The 17,132-nt window shown below is 72.7% G+C and carries 21 protein-coding genes; 13 read left to right on the top strand and 8 right to left on the bottom strand.

Translation table 11 applies throughout. The features are described from left to right. Position 1: 1 nt before the first annotated feature. A complete protein-coding gene (locus tag AB0C17_RS24610; protein WP_357480650.1) occupies positions 2-403 on the bottom strand; it encodes a DUF4190 domain-containing protein in 402 nt (133 codons plus the stop codon). 172 nt (positions 404-575) lie between these two features. Here AB0C17_RS24610 and AB0C17_RS24605 point away from each other — a divergent pair, with 172 nt between their 5' ends. Beyond that, positions 576-1,772, top strand: a complete 1,197-nt coding sequence (locus tag AB0C17_RS24605) for an acyl-CoA dehydrogenase family protein (protein WP_357381296.1) — start codon at positions 576-578, stop codon at positions 1,770-1,772. A gap of 207 nt (positions 1,773-1,979) precedes the next feature. On the opposite strand, the gene AB0C17_RS24600 is transcribed toward AB0C17_RS24605, so the two are convergent. Beyond that, positions 1,980-2,402: a CoA-binding protein gene (locus AB0C17_RS24600; protein ID WP_357381298.1), complete on the bottom strand. Its 423-nt coding sequence runs from the start codon at positions 2,400-2,402 to the stop codon at positions 1,980-1,982. Positions 2,403-2,442: 40 nt separating this feature from the next. After that, positions 2,443-4,482 carry an intein-containing Rv2578c family radical SAM protein gene (locus tag AB0C17_RS24595; RefSeq protein ID WP_357480684.1) on the bottom strand — a complete coding sequence of 680 codons (2,040 nt, stop codon included), beginning with the start codon at positions 4,480-4,482 and terminating at the stop codon, positions 2,443-2,445. 92 nt (positions 4,483-4,574) lie between these two features. Here AB0C17_RS24595 and AB0C17_RS24590 point away from each other — a divergent pair, with 92 nt between their 5' ends. Next, a complete protein-coding gene (locus AB0C17_RS24590; RefSeq protein ID WP_357381302.1) occupies positions 4,575-4,994 on the top strand; it encodes a DUF393 domain-containing protein in 420 nt (139 codons plus the stop codon). 15 nt (positions 4,995-5,009) lie between these two features. Here AB0C17_RS24590 and AB0C17_RS24585 read toward each other — a convergent pair whose 3' ends face one another. From AB0C17_RS24585 to trxA, 3 genes are all read right to left on the bottom strand, one after another. Beyond that, complete coding sequence (locus AB0C17_RS24585) at positions 5,010-5,918, bottom strand: MFS transporter permease (RefSeq protein WP_357471856.1); 909 nt, start codon at positions 5,916-5,918, stop codon at positions 5,010-5,012. Continuing rightward, positions 5,915-6,355, bottom strand: a complete 441-nt coding sequence (locus tag AB0C17_RS24580) for a hypothetical protein (protein WP_357471859.1) — start codon at positions 6,353-6,355, stop codon at positions 5,915-5,917. The genes AB0C17_RS24585 and AB0C17_RS24580 overlap by 4 nt, the downstream gene beginning before the upstream one ends. Before the next feature lie 142 nt (positions 6,356-6,497). Next, a complete protein-coding gene (gene trxA / locus AB0C17_RS24575) occupies positions 6,498-6,860 on the bottom strand; it encodes a thioredoxin (protein WP_269702434.1) in 363 nt (120 codons plus the stop codon). A gap of 547 nt (positions 6,861-7,407) precedes the next feature. Here trxA and AB0C17_RS24570 point away from each other — a divergent pair. The 11 genes from AB0C17_RS24570 (at position 7,408) to AB0C17_RS24520 (ending at position 15,655) form a co-directional block, all read left to right on the top strand. Next, positions 7,408-7,923 (top strand): MaoC family dehydratase, encoded by a 516-nt coding sequence (locus AB0C17_RS24570; RefSeq protein ID WP_013283894.1) that lies wholly within the window; start codon positions 7,408-7,410, stop codon positions 7,921-7,923. A gap of 95 nt (positions 7,924-8,018) precedes the next feature. Next, entirely contained in the window at positions 8,019-8,510 is a 492-nt protein-coding gene (locus tag AB0C17_RS24565; protein ID WP_357480647.1) for a hypothetical protein, read from the top strand. Positions 8,511-8,543: 33 nt separating this feature from the next. After that, positions 8,544-9,167: an RNA methyltransferase gene (locus AB0C17_RS24560; protein ID WP_357381310.1), complete on the top strand. Its 624-nt coding sequence runs from the start codon at positions 8,544-8,546 to the stop codon at positions 9,165-9,167. 79 nt (positions 9,168-9,246) lie between these two features. Beyond that, the gene (locus tag AB0C17_RS24555) at positions 9,247-9,945 is read left to right on the top strand and encodes a DUF6758 family protein (protein ID WP_357471862.1); all 699 of its coding nucleotides are present in this window, start codon (positions 9,247-9,249) and stop codon (positions 9,943-9,945) included. 120 nt (positions 9,946-10,065) lie between these two features. Further along, the gene (locus AB0C17_RS24550; RefSeq protein WP_013283898.1) at positions 10,066-10,224 is read left to right on the top strand and encodes a hypothetical protein; all 159 of its coding nucleotides are present in this window, start codon (positions 10,066-10,068) and stop codon (positions 10,222-10,224) included. 6 nt (positions 10,225-10,230) lie between these two features. Beyond that, positions 10,231-11,082 carry a PH domain-containing protein gene (locus tag AB0C17_RS24545; RefSeq protein ID WP_357381314.1) on the top strand — a complete coding sequence of 284 codons (852 nt, stop codon included), beginning with the start codon at positions 10,231-10,233 and terminating at the stop codon, positions 11,080-11,082. A gap of 99 nt (positions 11,083-11,181) precedes the next feature. Then, on the top strand, positions 11,182-11,901 hold the full coding sequence (locus AB0C17_RS24540; protein WP_357480644.1) for a SigE family RNA polymerase sigma factor: 720 nt from the start codon (positions 11,182-11,184) through the stop codon (positions 11,899-11,901). A gap of 56 nt (positions 11,902-11,957) precedes the next feature. Continuing rightward, positions 11,958-13,175 carry a hypothetical protein gene (locus AB0C17_RS24535; protein ID WP_357471865.1) on the top strand — a complete coding sequence of 406 codons (1,218 nt, stop codon included), beginning with the start codon at positions 11,958-11,960 and terminating at the stop codon, positions 13,173-13,175. 10 nt (positions 13,176-13,185) lie between these two features. Beyond that, complete coding sequence (locus AB0C17_RS24530; protein ID WP_357381320.1) at positions 13,186-14,052, top strand: PHP domain-containing protein; 867 nt, start codon at positions 13,186-13,188, stop codon at positions 14,050-14,052. A gap of 31 nt (positions 14,053-14,083) precedes the next feature. After that, on the top strand, positions 14,084-14,698 hold the full coding sequence (locus AB0C17_RS24525) for a MarC family protein (RefSeq protein ID WP_013283903.1): 615 nt from the start codon (positions 14,084-14,086) through the stop codon (positions 14,696-14,698). Between the two features lie 42 nt (positions 14,699-14,740). Beyond that, complete coding sequence (locus AB0C17_RS24520) at positions 14,741-15,655, top strand: PD-(D/E)XK nuclease family protein (RefSeq protein ID WP_357471868.1); 915 nt, start codon at positions 14,741-14,743, stop codon at positions 15,653-15,655. 13 nt (positions 15,656-15,668) lie between these two features. Here the strand turns inward: AB0C17_RS24520 and AB0C17_RS24515 are convergent, their stop codons facing one another. Beyond that, positions 15,669-16,520 (bottom strand): oxygenase MpaB family protein, encoded by an 852-nt coding sequence (locus tag AB0C17_RS24515; RefSeq protein WP_357480641.1) that lies wholly within the window; start codon positions 16,518-16,520, stop codon positions 15,669-15,671. A 35-nt stretch (positions 16,521-16,555) separates the two neighbouring features. Further along, positions 16,556-16,984, bottom strand: coding sequence for a Fur family transcriptional regulator (locus tag AB0C17_RS24510; protein ID WP_357381327.1), 429 nt, complete (start codon positions 16,982-16,984; stop codon positions 16,556-16,558). Positions 16,985-17,132 lie beyond the last annotated feature (148 nt).

The following is a 17,132-nucleotide window of genomic DNA, read 5'->3' as shown; positions in this document are numbered from 1 at the left end:
GTCAGTGGGTGCTGTTGTCGGAGTTGGCCCAGAACGCCAGGCCGATCCAGCCGCAGCAGATCAGCACGCCGAGCGCGGTGAAGATGTAACTGAGGACCAGCCCCCAGGTGGCGAGCTGGTCGCCGTCCTCGCCGGTCTGCCGGATCTGCCGCTTGGCCAGGTGGCCGCAGACGATGCCGGCGGGCGCGAAGACGAACGCGAAGACGAGCGACAGGATGGCGAGCACGTTCGTGCCACGGGGTCCTGGTCCCTGGCCGGGCGGGCCGTACTGGCCGTAGGGCGGCTGCGGCGCGTACGGCGGCTGCTGGCCGTACTGCTGGTGCTGCTGGCCGTACTGCGGCTGCCCGTACGGCTGGCCGTGCGACGGCGACTCGTACGGCGAGGGTGGCTGCTCGTCACTCACGCGCGCCCCTTTCCCCAGGTCGACGGCCTTTTCTCTTGCGGACGCTACCCGCAGCGGTGAACCTTTTCACAGCGGTTGTGTGGACTGGTCACCTTGGCGCGGCCGGTCCCGGGGCCGATACTGACCGAGCGTTCAGTTACCCATGAGTAAGGCGCCGACCCCGGAGGCTGAGATGGCCCGACTCGCCCAGACACCCGGACTGACCGACGTGCAGCGGTCGATCCTGGAAACCGTCCGGGAGTTCGCCGACAAGGAGATCATCCCGCACGCGCAGCGGCTGGAGCACGCCGACGAGTACCCGAGCGACATCCTCGACGGCATGCGCGAGATGGGGCTGTTCGGCCTCACCATCGACGAGGAGTACGGCGGCCTGGGCGAGTCCCTGCTGACCTACGCGCTCGTGGTGGAGGAGCTGTCCCGGGGCTGGATGTCGATCTCCGGCATCGTCAACACCCACTTCATCGTGGCGTACCTGGTCTCGCAGCACGGCTCGGCCGACCAGAAGGCCCGGCTGCTGCCCCGGATGGCCACCGGCGAGGTGCGCGGCGCGTTCTCGATGTCCGAGCCCGAGTGCGGCTCGGACGTCTCGGCGATCAAGTCGAAGGCCGTCCGCGAGGGTGACAACTACGTCCTCAACGGCCAGAAGATGTGGCTGACGAACGGGGCGTACTCGTCGGTGGTGGCCACCCTGGTCAAGACCGACACCGGGGCCGACTCGGTCTACGGCAACATGAGCACCTTCCTGCTGGAGAAGGAGCCCGGCTTCGGCGAGACCGCGCCCGGCCTCACCATCCCCGGCAAGATCGACAAGATGGGCTACAAGGGCGTCGAGACCACCGAGATGGTGCTCGATGGCGTCACAGTGCCCGCCTCCGCCGTGCTCGGCGGCGAGGAGAAGGTCGGCCGGGGCTTCTACCAGATGATGGACGGCATCGAGGTCGGCCGGGTCAACGTGGCGGCCCGCGCCTGCGGCATCTCGATCCGGGCGTTCGAGCTGGCTGTCGCGTACGCCCAGCAGCGCCACACCTTCGGCCAGCCGCTCGCCAAGCACCAGGCCGTCGCGTTCAAGCTCGCCGAGATGGGCACGAAGATCGAGGCCGCGCACGCCCTCATGGTCAACGCGGCCCGGCTCAAGGACGCCGGCCAGCGCAACGACGTCGAGGCCGGCATGGCGAAGCTGCTCGCGTCCGAGTACTGCGCCGAGGTGGTCCAGGAGGCGTTCCGGATCCACGGCGGCTACGGCTACTCCAAGGAGTACGAGATCGAGCGCCTGATGCGCGAGGCGCCGTTCCTGCTGATCGGCGAGGGCACCTCGGAGATCCAGAAGACGATCATCTCGCGCGGCCTGCTCAAGCAGTACAAGCAGTAGGACTCATCGTTCCGCCACGCCGGGGGCCGGTTCCGGTGCGGTCACCGGCAACCCCACCGCCAGTGCCTCCGGCGTGGTCCGGAACCGCTCGATCGCGGCGATCAGCCGCTCGGCGCGAGCAGCCGGCGGGACCACAGCCCGTCGCGGTCGGGCACCGCCGCAGCCGCCATCGGGCCGGGATCGGACATGCCCGAAGGGTACGCGCCGTCAGCCGGCCGTTCCGCCTGGCGTACGGGTCAGTCCGGCGGCGGCCCGCTCGACGATGAGGCATCTGTCCTCGACGTAGTCGAGGCCGGCCTCCTCGGCGATCCGGCGTGCCTCGTCCGAGAAGATCCCGAGCTGCAACCACACCGCCGGGGCGCCGATCGCCACCGCCTGCCGGACCACGTCGACCGCGTCCCGGGCCGGGCGGAACACGTCGACCAGGTCGACCGGGTGCGGGATGTCGGCGAGCGTCGGGTACGCCTTCTCGCCGAACAACTCGTCCACCGTCGGGTTGACCGGGATGATCCGCCAGCCGTGCCGCTGCATCTCCAGCGGTACGCGGTGCGCGGCCTTGCCCGGGTCACGGGAGGCGCCCACGACGGCGATCACGGCGGAGTCGGCGAGGATCTGCTGAGCGGAACGCATCCCCCGACACTAGCCCCGCCGGTGCGGGTTCTCTCGGCGGCTAGAGCAGGGAGAGCTGTTCGGCGGCCGGGGCAGGCGGCGGAGTTTCGGGCAGTCGGCGGTTGTCGCCGGTCTCGCCCCGGTGCAGCCCGTGCCGGCGTGCCGCGATCCGCACCCGCGCGGTCACCTCCCGCTGGTACGCCTGCGGCGCGTACGAGCCGGCCTGGTAGAGCTGCCGGTAACGGGGCACCAGGTGCGGGAACTCCCGGGCCAGCCAGCGGGCGTACCACTCCCGGGCGCCGGGCCGCAGGTGCAGCGGCAGCGGCGTCACGCCGGCCGCGCCGGAGGCGGCGATCGCTGCGACAGTGGCGTCGATCGACTCCTCGTCGTCGCTGAGACCGGGCAGGATCGGCGCCATCAGCACACCCACCTCGAAGCCGGCGTCGGCGAGCTGACGGACCGCGTCCAGGCGGCGGCGCGGGCTCGGGGTGCCCGGCTCGGCCGCCCGCCAGAGCGCCTCGTCGACGAACCCCACGGAGTACGACAGCCCGACCCGGGTCACCTCGGCGGCCTGGCGCAGCAGTGGCAGGTCACGCAGCAGCAGCGTGCCCTTCGTCAGGATGGAGAACGGGTTCGCGAAGTCGCGCAGCGCCTCGATGATCTGTGGCATCAGGCGGTAGCGGCCCTCGGCCCGCTGGTAGCAGTCCACGTTGGTGCCCATGGCGACGTGCGCGCCGCGCCAGCGCGGAGCGGCCAGCTCCCGGCGTACCAGCTCGCCCGCGTTGACCTTGACGATGACCTTGCGGTCGAAGTCGGCACCGGCGTCCAGGTCGAGATAGGTGTGGGTGTTGCGGGCGAAGCAGTTGTGGCTGACCACACCGTTGGCGATGAAGTCGCCGGTGCCGGTGGTGATGTCCCACAGCGGAAGCTCCAGGCCCAGATCCTCGACGGCGGTCACCTGGAGCCGCGCCGCGCACTTGAGCGCCATGCCCTCGATCGAGCGCCGGGCGGTGACTGCCGGGTCGGTGAGGTGGAAGAAGCGCAGCCGCTCCGGCAGCCCGCCGGTCAGCCGGAGCTGACGCGCCGCACCCGGCGTACCCGGCACGTCGAGCGCCCAGCGGAAGTCGAACCGGTCCAGCGCGGCGGCCGTGCGGGCCCGGCTCTCGTCGTCCGCGACGCTGATCCGGAACACGCCCCGGTGGCATGTGCCGGCGGCGTCGAACATGCCGGCCAGGTAGCCGAGCGCCCAGTCACCGGTGGTGTCGTCGGGTGGCGCGAACAACCCGGTGACGACCTCGGCCGGGCCGGATGTGCGTACCACAGTGGTCGTCGCCCGCCGGCCGACCCGGCCGGCTGTGGCCCGCTCGACGGTGACCCCGGCGTCGGCCAGGTAGCGCTCGGCACGATCCAGCGCCTCCGTCTCGGCGGTGGCCAGCCGGAAGCGGGCACCGAAGCCGGGCCGGTCGTGGTCGCGGATCAGGGCGTGCAGGTAGCCCCTGTGGTAGTCGGCCGAGCGTTTCGGCGCGACCGCGAACCGGCCGGTGCCCAGCAGGCGGTTGCGGGTGGTCAGGTGAGGACGGCGCCCGCCGCCCCGCATGGTTCCGGTGACGTGCTTCCAGCCGCGTTCGGTGAGGAACCGGTGGTCGCCGCTGGCGACGAGCGTGGTGCCGTCGGCCAGGGTGACCCGGTAGGCCCGCTTCACAGTGGACCACTTGTCGAGCACCGTGGTGACGACGTAGTGGCGGTAGGCGCCGCGCCGGCGGGTGCCGTAGATCCGGTCGCCGGGCTCCAGCTCGCTGATCGCCCTGGTGCGGCCGTCGGCCATCAGGATCGGTGTGTCGCCGCCCAGACAGTAGACGCACGCGTGCGAGCAACCACGGTAGGGGTTGATCGTCCACTCGAACGGCACCCGCGACTGGCCGGGCACCCGGTTGATGATCGACTTGGCGTGCACCTCGTAGAACGTCATGCCGGCGAAGCCCGGGGTGTCGAACGTGCGGGCGACGGCGCCGGGCAGCGCCAGCGGCAGGGGTGGAGCCGCCGGCGCCGCCCGATCGGGAGTCCCCTCGTCCGGGGGAGCGGAGAGGTTGTCCCAGCGCATGGCGTTCATTCGAACATGTGTACGAACAAAGCGCAAGTGATGCTCCGGACACCGCGCGCCGCCGGGGCCCGGGGCGGGTGCAGGATGGAGGCATGGAGACGTCGACCTTCGTCTACGACGGCGACTGCGCCTTCTGCACGAGTTGCGCGCAGTTCATCGAGCGCCGCATCCCGACCGGCGCCCGGGTGGTGCCGTGGCAGTTCGCCGACCTGGCGGCGCTGGGCCTGACGGAGGCCGAGTGCGAGGAGGCGGTCCAGTGGGTGGGCGCCGACGGCTCCCGCGCCGCCGGTCCGGACGCCATCGCCCGGCTGCTCGGCGACAGCGGGCCGCTCTGGCGGTTCGCCGGGGCCGGGCTGCGCCTCGTGCCGGTCCGCGCGGCGGCCTGGCCCGCGTACCGCTGGGTGGCGCGCAACCGGCACCGGATGCCGGGCGGTACCGCCGCCTGCGCGTTGCCGCAGGAGGCCCGGGAGCGGCTGTACGGCCCGACCGGCCGCCCGGGTCCGACCGCCTGACCGGCGTACCCGCGCTCAGGCGGTCGCCGGCGCGGAGGGGGCGGGGGCCGGCGTCACATCGGCGGTCGCCGGCGCGGGGGACGTCGGGGCGGCCGGCGGCGGGCGGCCGAGCAGGCGCCTGACGAACACCACGGGGCGGACCTTCTCCAGCGCCAGGAAGCTGGTCATCGCCGCCAGGTGCGGCGCGAACGAGATGGTGATCGTCGCGATGGTCACCAGGTGGAACGAGTAGAAGAAGCCGACGGTCATCGTCCGCCACCGGGCCGGCAGCACGAACACCAGCGGGCTGAGCAGCTCGAACGCCAGGATGCCGAACTGCGCCACGATCAGCAGGTGCGGCACCTGCGCGATCAGGTCGGCGAGGTCGGTGCCGCGCCGGATGATCGCCTTCGCCAGCACGGAACCGGTCGCCCAGTCCCAGCCGCCGAAGCGGAACTTGGCCCAGGCGGCGAGGAAGTACGTGCAGATGACCGCGATCTGGGTGACCCGCAGCGCCCAGCCGCCCGCCTCGGTACGGGTCGGGTCGCCGTGCCGGGCGCGCCCCGCGGTGGGCAGCACGGCCAGTGCCACCAGGAGCGCGAACCGGTCGTGGTCGACCTTGCCGTAGCTCATCGCCACGATCATCCACTCGAAGTACAGCGCGAAGACCGTCCAGCCGAGCAGCCGGTGCGCCCGGCCGGTGGCGGCCAGCAGCGCGGTGACCAGCAGTGCCCAGAACACCACGCCGACCAGGGCCGGGGTGGGGGTGGGCAGCGGGAGCAGCCGGCCGACGAGCAGCGGCTGGTAGAGGTCGCCGGGAACGTCGACCCGGGTGCGTACCCAGGGGGTGAAGACGACCAGGTCGGCGGCGACGAAGAGGTAGACCAGGGTGCGAAAGGCGGCGATCCGGCCGCGCGGGACCGCCTCGGTCAGCCAGCCGGTCATCGGCCGATCTCCCAGCGCACCGCTGTCTCGTCGGTCCACCTGCCGGTCGGGCGGCCACCCTGGATGTCGAACCAGCGGACGACGATCCGCACCTCGACCAGCTCGGGTGCGCCGGGGTGGCGTTCGGCGTACGCGTCGGCGACGGTGCGCAGCAGGCTCGGGTCCGTGGCGTACCGGCCCTGCTGACCCTCGATCTCGGCCCGGCGGATGCCGGTGGCCTCCTGGCCGAGCGCGACCACCGTCCCGGTGGTGTCGACGCCCTCGACCCGGGTGTCCGGGGCGGGCGCGTTCGGCGGGTCGGAGGTGGAGTACATCCGGAACGGCCCGAACGGGAAGTCGTCGTCGGTGCCGCGCACGGTGCCCAGGAGCAGCAGCGCCAGGCCGAGCAGGGTGGCGCCCACTCGGACCGCGCGCCCGCGGGCGGTCAAGGTCTCCATCGTGTGGTGACGTTACGGGAGTGAAGTGGCCGAAAGTGTCCCTCACTCGGCCATTCCTCACTACCCGTCCCGCCGGTCCGGCGGGCGCGAGGACGCCGCCGGCCGGCACCCCGGAGGGCGCCGGCCGGTGGCGTACGGAACGTCAGTGGTTGTGCTCGGCCAGCTTCTTGCGGACGTCGTCCATGTCCAGCGCCTGGACCTGCTCGATGAGGTTCTCCAGCGCCGACTCCGGCAGCGCGCCCGGCTGGGCGAAGACGATCACGCCGTCACGGATCGCCATGATCGTCGGGATGGAGCTGATGTTGAACTTCACCGCCAGCTCCTGCTGCGCCTCGGTGTCGACCTTGCCGAAGGCGATGTCCGGGTGCTTCTCCGAGGAGCGCTCGTAGACCGGGGCGAAGCGCTTGCACGGGCCGCACCAGTCCGCCCAGAAGTCGAGCAGGACGATCCCGTCGCGCCCGGTCACCTCGTCAAAGTTGGCCGTGGTCAGCTCAACCGTTGCCATTTGCTCTCTCCGATCACCGCGGATTGTCGTACGTCCGGTGGAACCAGGGTCAGTCCGTCCGAATTCCCGGCGCGCGGGTGACGAAACGCTGAGCGCCGGGACGGTGACCCTGAGCACATCGAACCCCATCTGTTCGCCCCGGCCGTGCGGAACGCAAATGCATGCCGCACTTGCGTGACGGGCGGTGATGGGAGCGTTTCCAAGGAGATCACGCTATGTGTCCGCTACGCGCCGGTAACTTCGGCCTTGACAAGCGTCTATGCAGCCTGCGGTGATCGCTTACCGACTGAGTGTCGGTTACTTTCAGTAGTGTTACGAAAAGATAAATGTGACCTCCGTCTCTGTCGGCGGAGGGTGGTCGTACGGCAGAATTCTTCGCATCAGAGCGTGGGCGGCGGGTGCCGGGGAGGGCCCCGCCGCTCATTGCGTCCGGACCTCGGTGACCCCCGGTGTGACATTTCCGCCGGGCGAGCGCCCCGCCCCTCGCCTTAACAAGCGATAAGGCATGCTGTGCCGAACTCCATCGCCGCCCGTGAAGGGGACAAGGATGCAGTTCGGCCGCTACTACGAGGAGTTCGAGGTCGGCGCGGTCTACCGGCACTGGCCGGGCAAGACGGTCACCGAGTACGACGACCACCTCTTCTGCCTGCTCACCATGAACCACCACCCGCTGCACATGGACGCGCACTACGCCGAGTCCGCCTCGCAGTTCAAGCGCAACGTGGTGGTCGGCAACTACATCTACTCGCTGCTGCTGGGCATGTCCGTGCCGGACGTCAGCGGCAAGGCGATCGCCAACCTGGAGATCGAGTCGCTGCGGCACGTCGCGCCCACGTTCCACGGCGACACCATCTACGGCGAGACGACGGTGCTGGACAAGCGGGAGTCGGCGTCGAAGCCCGACCGCGGCGTGGTGGCGGTCGAGACCCGCGGCTACAACCAGGACGGCACCCTCGTCTGCGTGTTCCGCCGCAAGGTCATGGTGCCGAAGAAGGAGTACGCGGCCGCCGCCGTCCCGGACGGCGTCGACCCGGAGCGTCCCAGCTTCCCCGAGCCGCGCTGACCTCACGTCCGTCCGGTCACCGGGCCTCGTTCCCCGTTCGGCGGGGACGGGGCCCGGACCTCGTCCGGGGGCATATGCTCGGGCTGGAGGTTCCCATGAGCCACTCCGTAGCCGGCGAACCGCCCTCCGCCGGTCGCCGCGCCGCACCGCTCACCACCGCCGCCTACTCCGCGGCGGAGTGGGACCTGCTGACCGACCTGCCGGGCCGCGTCCTCGTCGCCGCCGCCTCTCCCGGACCCGGACGCCCGCCGCGCGGTGTGGCCGCCGGTCTGGCCGGCCTGGACGCGGTCGCCGCCGGCCGGGCGTTCGACAGTGATCTCGTCCGCGCCGTGGTGGCCGCGATCTACGCCCGCCACGACGGGGCCACCGAGCGGGACGAGCGCCTGACCGACCTGGTCGACCTGCTGGCCGCAGCCCGGGCCGCGGTACGTGTGCTGCGCCGCCGGGCCGATCCGGCCGACTCGGCGGCGTACCGGCAGTGGGTGGAGTCCGTGGCGGCCCGGGTGTGCCGGGCCGGGGAGGGCGCGCCGAGTCCCGCCGACACGCGTTTCCTCGACCGGCTGGGCGGCGCGCTCGACCTGCGCTGACAGTGACGCCGCCGGGCCGTACCCTCGGCAACCGTGACCGACGACCAGCTCGACGTGGGTGTGGGGCCGTGGCCCGGTGACCCGCCGGACGACCCGCGCTACGACCCGGAGCTGCTCGCCGGCGGGGACCGGCGCAACGTGGTGGACCGCTACCGCTACTGGCGGCGCGAGGCGGTGGTGGCCGACCTGGACCGGCGCCGGCACGACTTCCACGTCGCGATCGAGAACTGGCAGCACGACTTCAACATCGGCACCGTGGTCCGCAACGCCAACGCCTTCCTCGCCGCCGAGGTGCACATCGTCGGGCGGCGGCGGTGGAACCGGCGGGGCGCCATGGTGACCGACCGCTACCAGCACGTCCGGCACCACGCCACGATCGAGGAGTTCGTCGCGTGGGCGCGCGGCGAGCGGCTGCCGGTGGTCGGGATCGACAACCTGCCCGGCTCCCGGCCGATGGAGACGGCGGTGCTGCCGCGCCGCTGCGTGCTCCTGTTCGGCCAGGAGGGGCCGGGGCTGTCGCCGGTGGCCCGGTCGGCCTGCGACGCGCTGTTCTCCATCGCCCAGTACGGTTCGACCCGGTCCATAAACGCGGGTGTGGCCAGCGGCATCGCCATGCACGCCTGGATCCGGTCGTACGCCGGGCCGCCGCCGGACTGAAACCCCGTGGGTCCACCACCGGACGGAAATCCCACGCGCCCCGCTTGACGCCTCGCGGGTCCGGGACGACGGTGAGGGTGTGACTGTCGCGGTGAGTTGTCCGAAGTGCGCGGGGCCGGTGCGCGAGCCGGACCTGATGCACGCCGAGCACCGGTGCGTGCGCTGCGGCCCGGTCGCGCCGCTGCACGTGCCGGAGCACATCAGCGCCGAGATCATGGCCAGCGTGGTGGAGCGGGTGGCAGCCGATCCCGATCCGGCCGACCGGCTCCGGATGCCGCTGTGGTGTCCGTGGCCGCTCCCGCCGGGCTGGACGCTCACCGGCGTCGCCTGGGCGGGCGACGAGCGGGCGGGCGTACGGGCCACTCTGGTCGCCTGCGCCGGTCCGGCCCCCCTGGACGGTGGGCCGGCCGATCTCATCTTCGTCGCCGAGGAGCCCGGCGTCGGTCTCGGTTCCCGCTTCGCGGGACTGCCCGGACCCGATCCCGGTCCCCAGGTGGAGGAGGCGCTGACCGACCCCGGCCCTGGTCATCCCGAGCGTCTGCCGCACGCGAAGATCCGGGCGGGCGGTCATCCGACTCCACTGTGGCTCGTCCGTTCCGTAACGGATCGAAGCGCGTACGCCGGCGAGGCTCGGGGAATGTGGCTCCATGCGATAGCCTGGCCGGCGAGCGCGGGTCACCTCCTCGCGGAAGAGGTCGTGTTGCACGACCTCACCGAGTGGACACCGCCCGAACTCGTGTATGGCGCACCGTCTCCGTACCTGCACGGGCGGGCCTGACCGGCTCGCCACGGCGAGTCGGAGAGAGCGGACGCAGATATTCACGGTAAGACACCATGCTGATACTCTGGGTGCCGCTGCGGTAAACGGACCCGGCGCCGCGCGAGAGGATGGCCCGCTATGGTCAAGAAGGTCCTCACCTGGGCCGGCATCGCATTCTTGATCTTCTTCGTTGCGTACCGGCCCAACTCCGCCGCCGACGTCTTCAAGTCTCTCGGTGGCGGCATCATGGACATCGCGCAGGGGTTCGGCGACTTCTTCACCAACCTCGTCGCCTAGCCGCCGATGGGAAGCCCTTCCGGTCCACCCTTCGACCCGGACGACCCCGACCGGGCGCGACGGGAGCGTGACACCGAGCCGATCCCCCGGATCGACCCGGACGACCCGGCCGGTTACGGCCCCGGCCCGTACGCGGACGCGGACGACGTCGGTTACGGCAGCGCCTACGCCGCCGAGGGGCGGTCCGGCCGGGCCTGGGCGCGGGATCCGGACGGCTTCCCGGACCAGCCGATCTCCGAGGAGGAGCTGGCCGGGCTGCGGTCCGACGCCACCGGCATGGCACCCCGCCGGGTGCTGCCGCTGGAGGACGAGCCCAGTTCGCTCGTGGCGCGCTACCTCTTCCCCACCGAGCGCTACCGGGGCGAGTGGAAGCGGCACTGGATCCACCTCACCACCCCGATCATCGTCGGCGTCGCGGCCACGTTCGTGCTCGGCTACCTCTCCGGCTTCCTCGCCGGGCGGGACGTCGGCGCGTTGACCACCGTCGCGGTGCTGCTCTGGTTCGCCGTGATGGGCTGGGTCGCGTGGAAGGTCGCCGACTGGTGGTACGACCGGTTCATCCTGACCAACAAACGGGTGATGGTGGTCAACGGCATCATCACCCGGCAGGTCGCGATGATGCCGCTCACCCGGGTCACCGACATGAAGTACGAGCAGAGCCCGACCGGCCGCGCCCTCAACTACGGCACGTTCGTGCTGGAGTCCGCCGGTCAGGAACAGGCACTCCGGGTGATCAAGAATCTGCCCAACCCGAACGAGCTCTACCTGCGTGTGGTCGAGGAGATGTACGAGCCGCAGGCGGTCGAGGCGCGGTTGGGCAAGGAGGCCGACGAGGCCAAGGCCGACGACGGAGCCTGAAACTTTTCGTCCGAACATCGGATGAACTGCACACCTTCCGCCATCGACCCGACCGGCGTGGCCGTGGCATTCTGCCAGGCAGGACGGGGGGAGATGACTGTGGTGAGCAGAGACCCGCTGGAGGAGGAGTTCCGCGAATTCGTCGCGGCCCGGTCCGGCGCGCTGCTGCGCACCGCGTATCTGCTCGCCGGTGACTGGGCCACCGCCGAGGACCTGCTCCAGACCGCGCTCACGAAGACCTACCTGGCGTGGAAACGGCTCGGCGGGATCGACGCCATCGAGCCGTACGCCCGCCGGGTCATGGTCAACACGTCCACGAGCTGGTGGCGGCGCCGCTGGCACGGCGAGCGTCCCACCGAGGTGCTGCCGGAGCGCGCCGGCGTCGACGAGATCGAACAGCAACTCGACCGGGACGCGCTCTGGCGGCACCTCCAGGCGCTGCCGGCCCGGCAACGGGCCGTGCTGGTGCTGCGCTTCTACGAGGACATGTCCGAGGCGCAGACCGCCGCGCTGCTGGAGATCTCCCCGGGCACCGTCAAGAGTCAGACCTCCAGGGCGCTCAACACGCTGCGCCGCCGGCTGGGCTCCGAGGCGGCCCTGAGCCTCCCCACGCCGGCCGACGCGCCCGCCGGGACTCCGTCCGCCCCGGCTCCGGCCGGCCGGTCCGGCCGCGCCGTCCATCCGACCACGGGTGCCGAGCCGGCCCGAGCACCGGCGCCCCGGTCCGCCGCCCGGGTGCCCCGGCCGGTCCAGTCCCCGGCCCCGGTCCGTCCCGCGCCGGTCCGCCCCGCCGTCCCGATCGCGGCGGAGAGCCGATGAGCGGCCCCCGGCACGACTGTGACAACCGGACGGGCAGCCCGGAGCGTCCATTCCCCGTGAGCGACGACGAGCTGGAGCGGGCGCTGCGGGAGACGCTGACCCGCCGCGTCGCCACGTCCCGCCCGCTGACCGCCGACCCGGCGGGGGAGGTCCTGCGCCGGGCGCGGCGCGTGGGCCGGCGGCGTACGCTCAGCGGCCTGGCGCTGGCCGGGGTCGCCACCGTGTCCATCACCTTCGGGGTGGTCCAGTTCACCGCGCCGGGCGGCGACGGCGGCACCCCCACCGTGGTGCTCGGCGATCCGCCCGTCCTCGCGCCCTCCCCGCTGTCCACCGAGCCGCCCTCGGTCACCCGCTACGGGCCGATCCGCGCCGAGCTCGACCTGCTCGTCGGTGACCGGCTGGACACCAGCGGCGGCGAACGGCGTCAACTGACCGGCGTGAGCGGCGTCGAACGGGCGCAGCGGATCCACGACGAGGAGGGCTGGCTGCTCACCTCGGCGGCCACCGCCGCCGGCCGTACCCTCTGGTGGGCTCCGGTCGACGGCACCGCGCCGCAGGTCATGCTGGCCGCCGCGGACGCGGTGGCCGTCTCGCCGGACGGACGCCAGGTCGCCTGGCGGGACGGCCCGGACGTGATCGCCGCCGGTGTGGTCGCCGGTCAGCTCATCGCGTCGGTCCGGACCGCCGCGCCGGAGGGCGCCGTGCCGGTCGGCTTCGCCGGCGACGCCGTGCTCATCCAGCAACCCGGTGGCGGGGGGATGAGCGTCTGGAACCGCGCGCTCGGCGGGCAGCCGGGGCCGGTGAACCAGGACGTACGCGTCGTCTACGGCACCCGCCCCGACGGCCGGGCGGTCGGCCTGGTCGCCGCCGGCCCGGACGGCCAGCCGTGCCTGGGTCTACTCGACCCGGCCCGGGACCTCGCCCCGGTGCGTGTCGCGTGCGGCCCGAGACTGGCCACCGACGGCCGTGGCGCCCTCTCCTTCGACGGCCGGTGGCTGCTCGCCAACGGCACGGCGCGCACCGCCCTCCTGATCGACCTGGCCGATCCGGCCAGCCCGGCTCTCCACCCGGCCGGCCCGGTGCTGGCCGGCGGGGTGGCGTGGACCCGGGCCGGTGTGGCGCTGCACGTGGACGCGAACGGCGGGTTGGTCCGGGTCAAGCCCGATCGGGTGCTGGCCGGTGACCGGCCCACGGGTTCACCTGTCGAAGGACTGGCGCCGCACGAGCGTCCGGTGGTGGTGGCCGGCGTCCCCACGGCGCCGGACGGGGCGTAGCGTCGGGCGGGTGAGCGTCCCCGCCCGCATCGACCTGCACACCCACTCCACCGCCAGCGACGGCACCCTGACCCCCGCCGAGCTGGTCCGGGCCGCCGCCGACGCGGGGCTGGACGTGGTGGCACTCACCGACCACGACACCACCGCCGGCTGGGCGCCCGCCGTCGCCGCCCTGCCGCCGGGCCTCACCCTGATCCGCGGCGCGGAGATCTCCTGCCGCTGGTTCGGCGCCGAACCGGCGGTCCCGCTGCACCTGCTCGCGTACCTGTTCGACCCGGCCGAGCCGGAACTGGCCGCCGAGCTGGCCCGGGTCCGCCGGGCCCGGGAGGAGCGCGGCGAGCGCATCGTCCGGCTGCTCCAGGCCGACGGGATCCGGGTGAGCTGGACGGAGATCCTGGCCGGAGCGGGCGGCGGCACCGTCGGCCGTCCGCACATCGCGCAGGCGCTGATCCGGGCCGGTCTGGTCGCCACCACCACCGAGGCGTTCGGGCCGGACTGGCTCGGCGAGCGGTACCGGCTGCCGAAGGACGACATCGAGGTGTTCCGGGCGGTGGCGCTGGTGCGGGCGGCCGGCGGCGTGCCCGTCTTCGCCCACCCGAGGGCCAGCCGGCGCGGCCGGATCGTGCCGGACGAGCTGATCGCGGACCTGGCGGCGGCCGGCCTGGCCGGGCTGGAGGCCGACCACGAGGACCACGACCCGGCCGAGCGGGCGCACGTCCGAGGGCTCGCCGCCGACCTGGGACTGCTGGTCACCGGCTCGTCCGACTTCCACGGCACGCACAAGACGGTACGGCTCGGCGCGTACACCACCGGCCCCGAGGCGTACGAGCGGATCGTCGCGCTGGCCCGCGGGGTGACCCCTGTCGCTTCAGGCTGAAGCGCTCCGACGGCACGGCTACCGTGTCCGCGTGGATCTCAAGCTCTTCGGCGAGGTCTTCGTGACCCTGCTGGTGATCGTCGACCCGCCCGGAATGATGCCCATCTTCCTCGCGCTGACCGGGCCGCTGCCCGCGCGCGACCGGAACCGGGCCGCCTGGCAGGCCGTGGCGCTGGCGCTCGGAGTCATCGTGATCTTCGCGGTGGCGGGGCAGACGATCCTGGCGTACCTGCACGTCGACCTGCCCGCGCTCCAGGCGGCGGGCGGCCTGCTGCTGATCCTGGTCGCGCTGGAGCTGCTGACCGGCAAGGCGGACGACCCGAGCAACCAGGTCACCTCCAACATCGCGTTGGTGCCGCTCGGCACGCCGCTGCTGGCCGGGCCGGGCGCCATCGTGGCGACCATGCTGTTCGTGCAGCAGGCCGGCGGCGCCGTCGACTACCTCGCCATCGGGCTCGCCATCGTCGCGGTGATGGTGACCGTCTGGGTGGTGCTGCGCTTCTCCGGCGGGATCGTGAAGGTGCTGCGACCCGGCGGCATCGAGGTGCTGACCCGGATCGCCGGCCTGCTGCTGGCCGCCATCGCCGTGCAGCTCATCGCCGACGCGATCGCCGCGTTCGTGACCCAGTACCTCAACAACGCCTGAGCGGGTCCGTCCGGTGTCGTACCCGGATGGCAGGATTCAAGCGTGCGACGACAGGCAGCAGCCAGCGGTTCCCGGGCTCCCCGGCCCCGCGCAGAGCAGTCCGAGCAGCTCGGCTTCGAGGGCATGCCGGAGCGCCTGTTCGTCTGCACGCCCAGCAAGCTCGGCGCCTACGCGGACTGTCCCCGCCGCTACCGCTACGCCTACGTGGACCGCCCCGCCCCGCCCAAGGGCCCGCCGTGGGCGCACAACTCGCTCGGCGCCAGCGTCCACACCGCGCTGAAGAACTGGTACGCGCTGGCCCCCGACCGCCGCCGCCCCGAGGTGCTCGGCACGCTGCTCAAGGGCACCTGGGTCCGCGAGGGCTACCGCGACGACGAGCAGGAGCGCGACGCCTTCCGGCGGGCGCTGACCTGGCTGGAGAGCTACGTGGCGGGCCTCGACCCGGCCGACGAGCCGGTCGGCGTGGAACGCGTTGTCGCGGTCAAGACCGCTGTGCTCGCGTTCAACGGCCGCACCGACCGAATCGACTCGCGCCCCGGCCCGGACGGGCGGCCCGAGCTGGTCATCGTCGACTACAAGACCGGCCGCACCGGGCTCGACGCCGACGACGCGCGCGGCTCGCAGGCGCTCGCGCTCTACGCGTACGCGGCCGAGCGGGTGTTCCGCAAGCCATGCCGCCGGGTCGAGCTGCACCACCTGCCCACCGGCACCGTGGCCGCGCACGAGCACACGCCGGAGTCCCTGCACCGGCAGCTCACCCGCGCCGAGGACACCGCCCGCGACATCATGACCGCCGAGCGCGCGGTGGCCGACGGCGCCGACCCCGACGAGTCGTTCCCCACCGAGCCGGGTCCGAGGTGCGGCTGGTGCGACTACCGGCGCACGTGCCCGGCCGGCGCGCAGACCCCGGGCAAGGAGCCCTGGTCGGCGGTCGAGCGGTTCGCCGACCCGGACTGACCGGGGCTCACCGTCAGGCCGCGGCCAGGCGGGCGGCGCGTTCCTGGGCGGCCTGCTGCAACGGCCCCTCCCGGTAGCGCCGCGGCACCGCGGCCAGCGCCAGGCGCAGCGCCCGCGCGCTCAGGTCCGCCGACAGGGCGGTGGTGGGCAGGCCCAGCCCGCCGTAGAGCCGCAACGCCCAGGGCGGCAGCATCCCCAGCGCGGTGGCGGCGATCCCGAAGTACGCCCAGCGCGGCGGGCCGAGGTTCAGGCCGACCCGCGCCGGCAGGCTGAGCTTCCACGGGATCGGCGGCGCGGTCAGGAACAGCGCGGTCTCGGCCGCCTCCCGGGTCATCCGCAACTGCGGGCGTACGTCCCGGTAGTAGTCGGCCACCTCGGCGGCGGTGCCCGGTACGTCGTCCGGGTCCAGCCCGACCAGGGCCGCCGACCGTCGCTGCTCGGTGTAGTAGCCGTCCACCTCGTCGTCGGTGAGCGCCAGACCGGCCCGCCGGGCGGTGCTCACGAACGACTCGACCTCGGTGACGTGCACCCAGCGCAGCAGCTCCGGATCGTCGACGCGGAACTCCGCACCGGTGAACGGGTCGGTGGCGCGCATCCGGGCGTGCCGCGTACGCAGCCGCCGCCCGGCCGCCTCCGCCTCGGCGGTGGTGCCGTAGATCGTCGTGCCCACGTACGTCGCCGTACGGACCAGCCGGCCCCACGCGTCGGTGCGGTAGTTGCTGTTCTGCGCCACGCCGGCCATCGCGCGGGGGTGCAGCGCCTGGAGGTAGAGGGAGCGCAGGCCGGCGACGATCAGGATCGGTTCCTCGTGCACCTTCCACGTGACCGATCCCGGACCGAAGAGGCCGAGGTCTTCGGTGTCCACCGATCAAGAGTGCCACGCCGGGCGTGGCACTCCGGTCAGTCGTCGGCCGAGCGGCGGGACTGGCAGGCCGGGCAGAGACCCCAGAAGGTCACTTCCGCCTCGTCCAGCACGAAGCCGTGCGCCACGTTCGGGTCCAGACAGGGGGCGCTGCCGACCGCGCAGTCCACGTCGGCGATCTCACCGCAGCCCCGGCACACCACGTGGTGGTGGTTGTCGCCGACCCGGGCCTCGTACCGCGCGGGGCTGCCGGCCGGCTCGATCCGGCGGGACAGGCCGGCCCGGGACAGGGCGCCCAGCACGTCGTAGACGGCCTGGGTGGAGACCGAGTCGATCCGCTGGCGGACCCGCCGGGTGATCTCGTCGACCTCCAGGTGACCGCCGGCGGAGAGCACGTCCAGCACGGCGAGACGCGGCCGGGTGACGCGTAGGCCCCTCGACCGGAGCAGCTCCTCACCTGTGGACACGCATCCATGACAGCACGGGCCGGGCGGGCCGACAAGCGAGCGTCGTTCACCCGTGGCCGGGGCCACAGGTGAACCGTTGCCGCCGCGCCCGCGTGTATCGAAACAGGCGGTGTCACGCCGTACGCTGGGCCCGCTAACCACCCACTCG

The sequence above is a fragment of the Micromonospora sp. NPDC048887 genome, assembly GCF_040649715.1.
Lineage (GTDB): Bacteria > Actinomycetota > Actinomycetes > Mycobacteriales > Micromonosporaceae > Micromonospora.
This window is presented reverse-complemented; position numbering and strand designations above follow the sequence as displayed.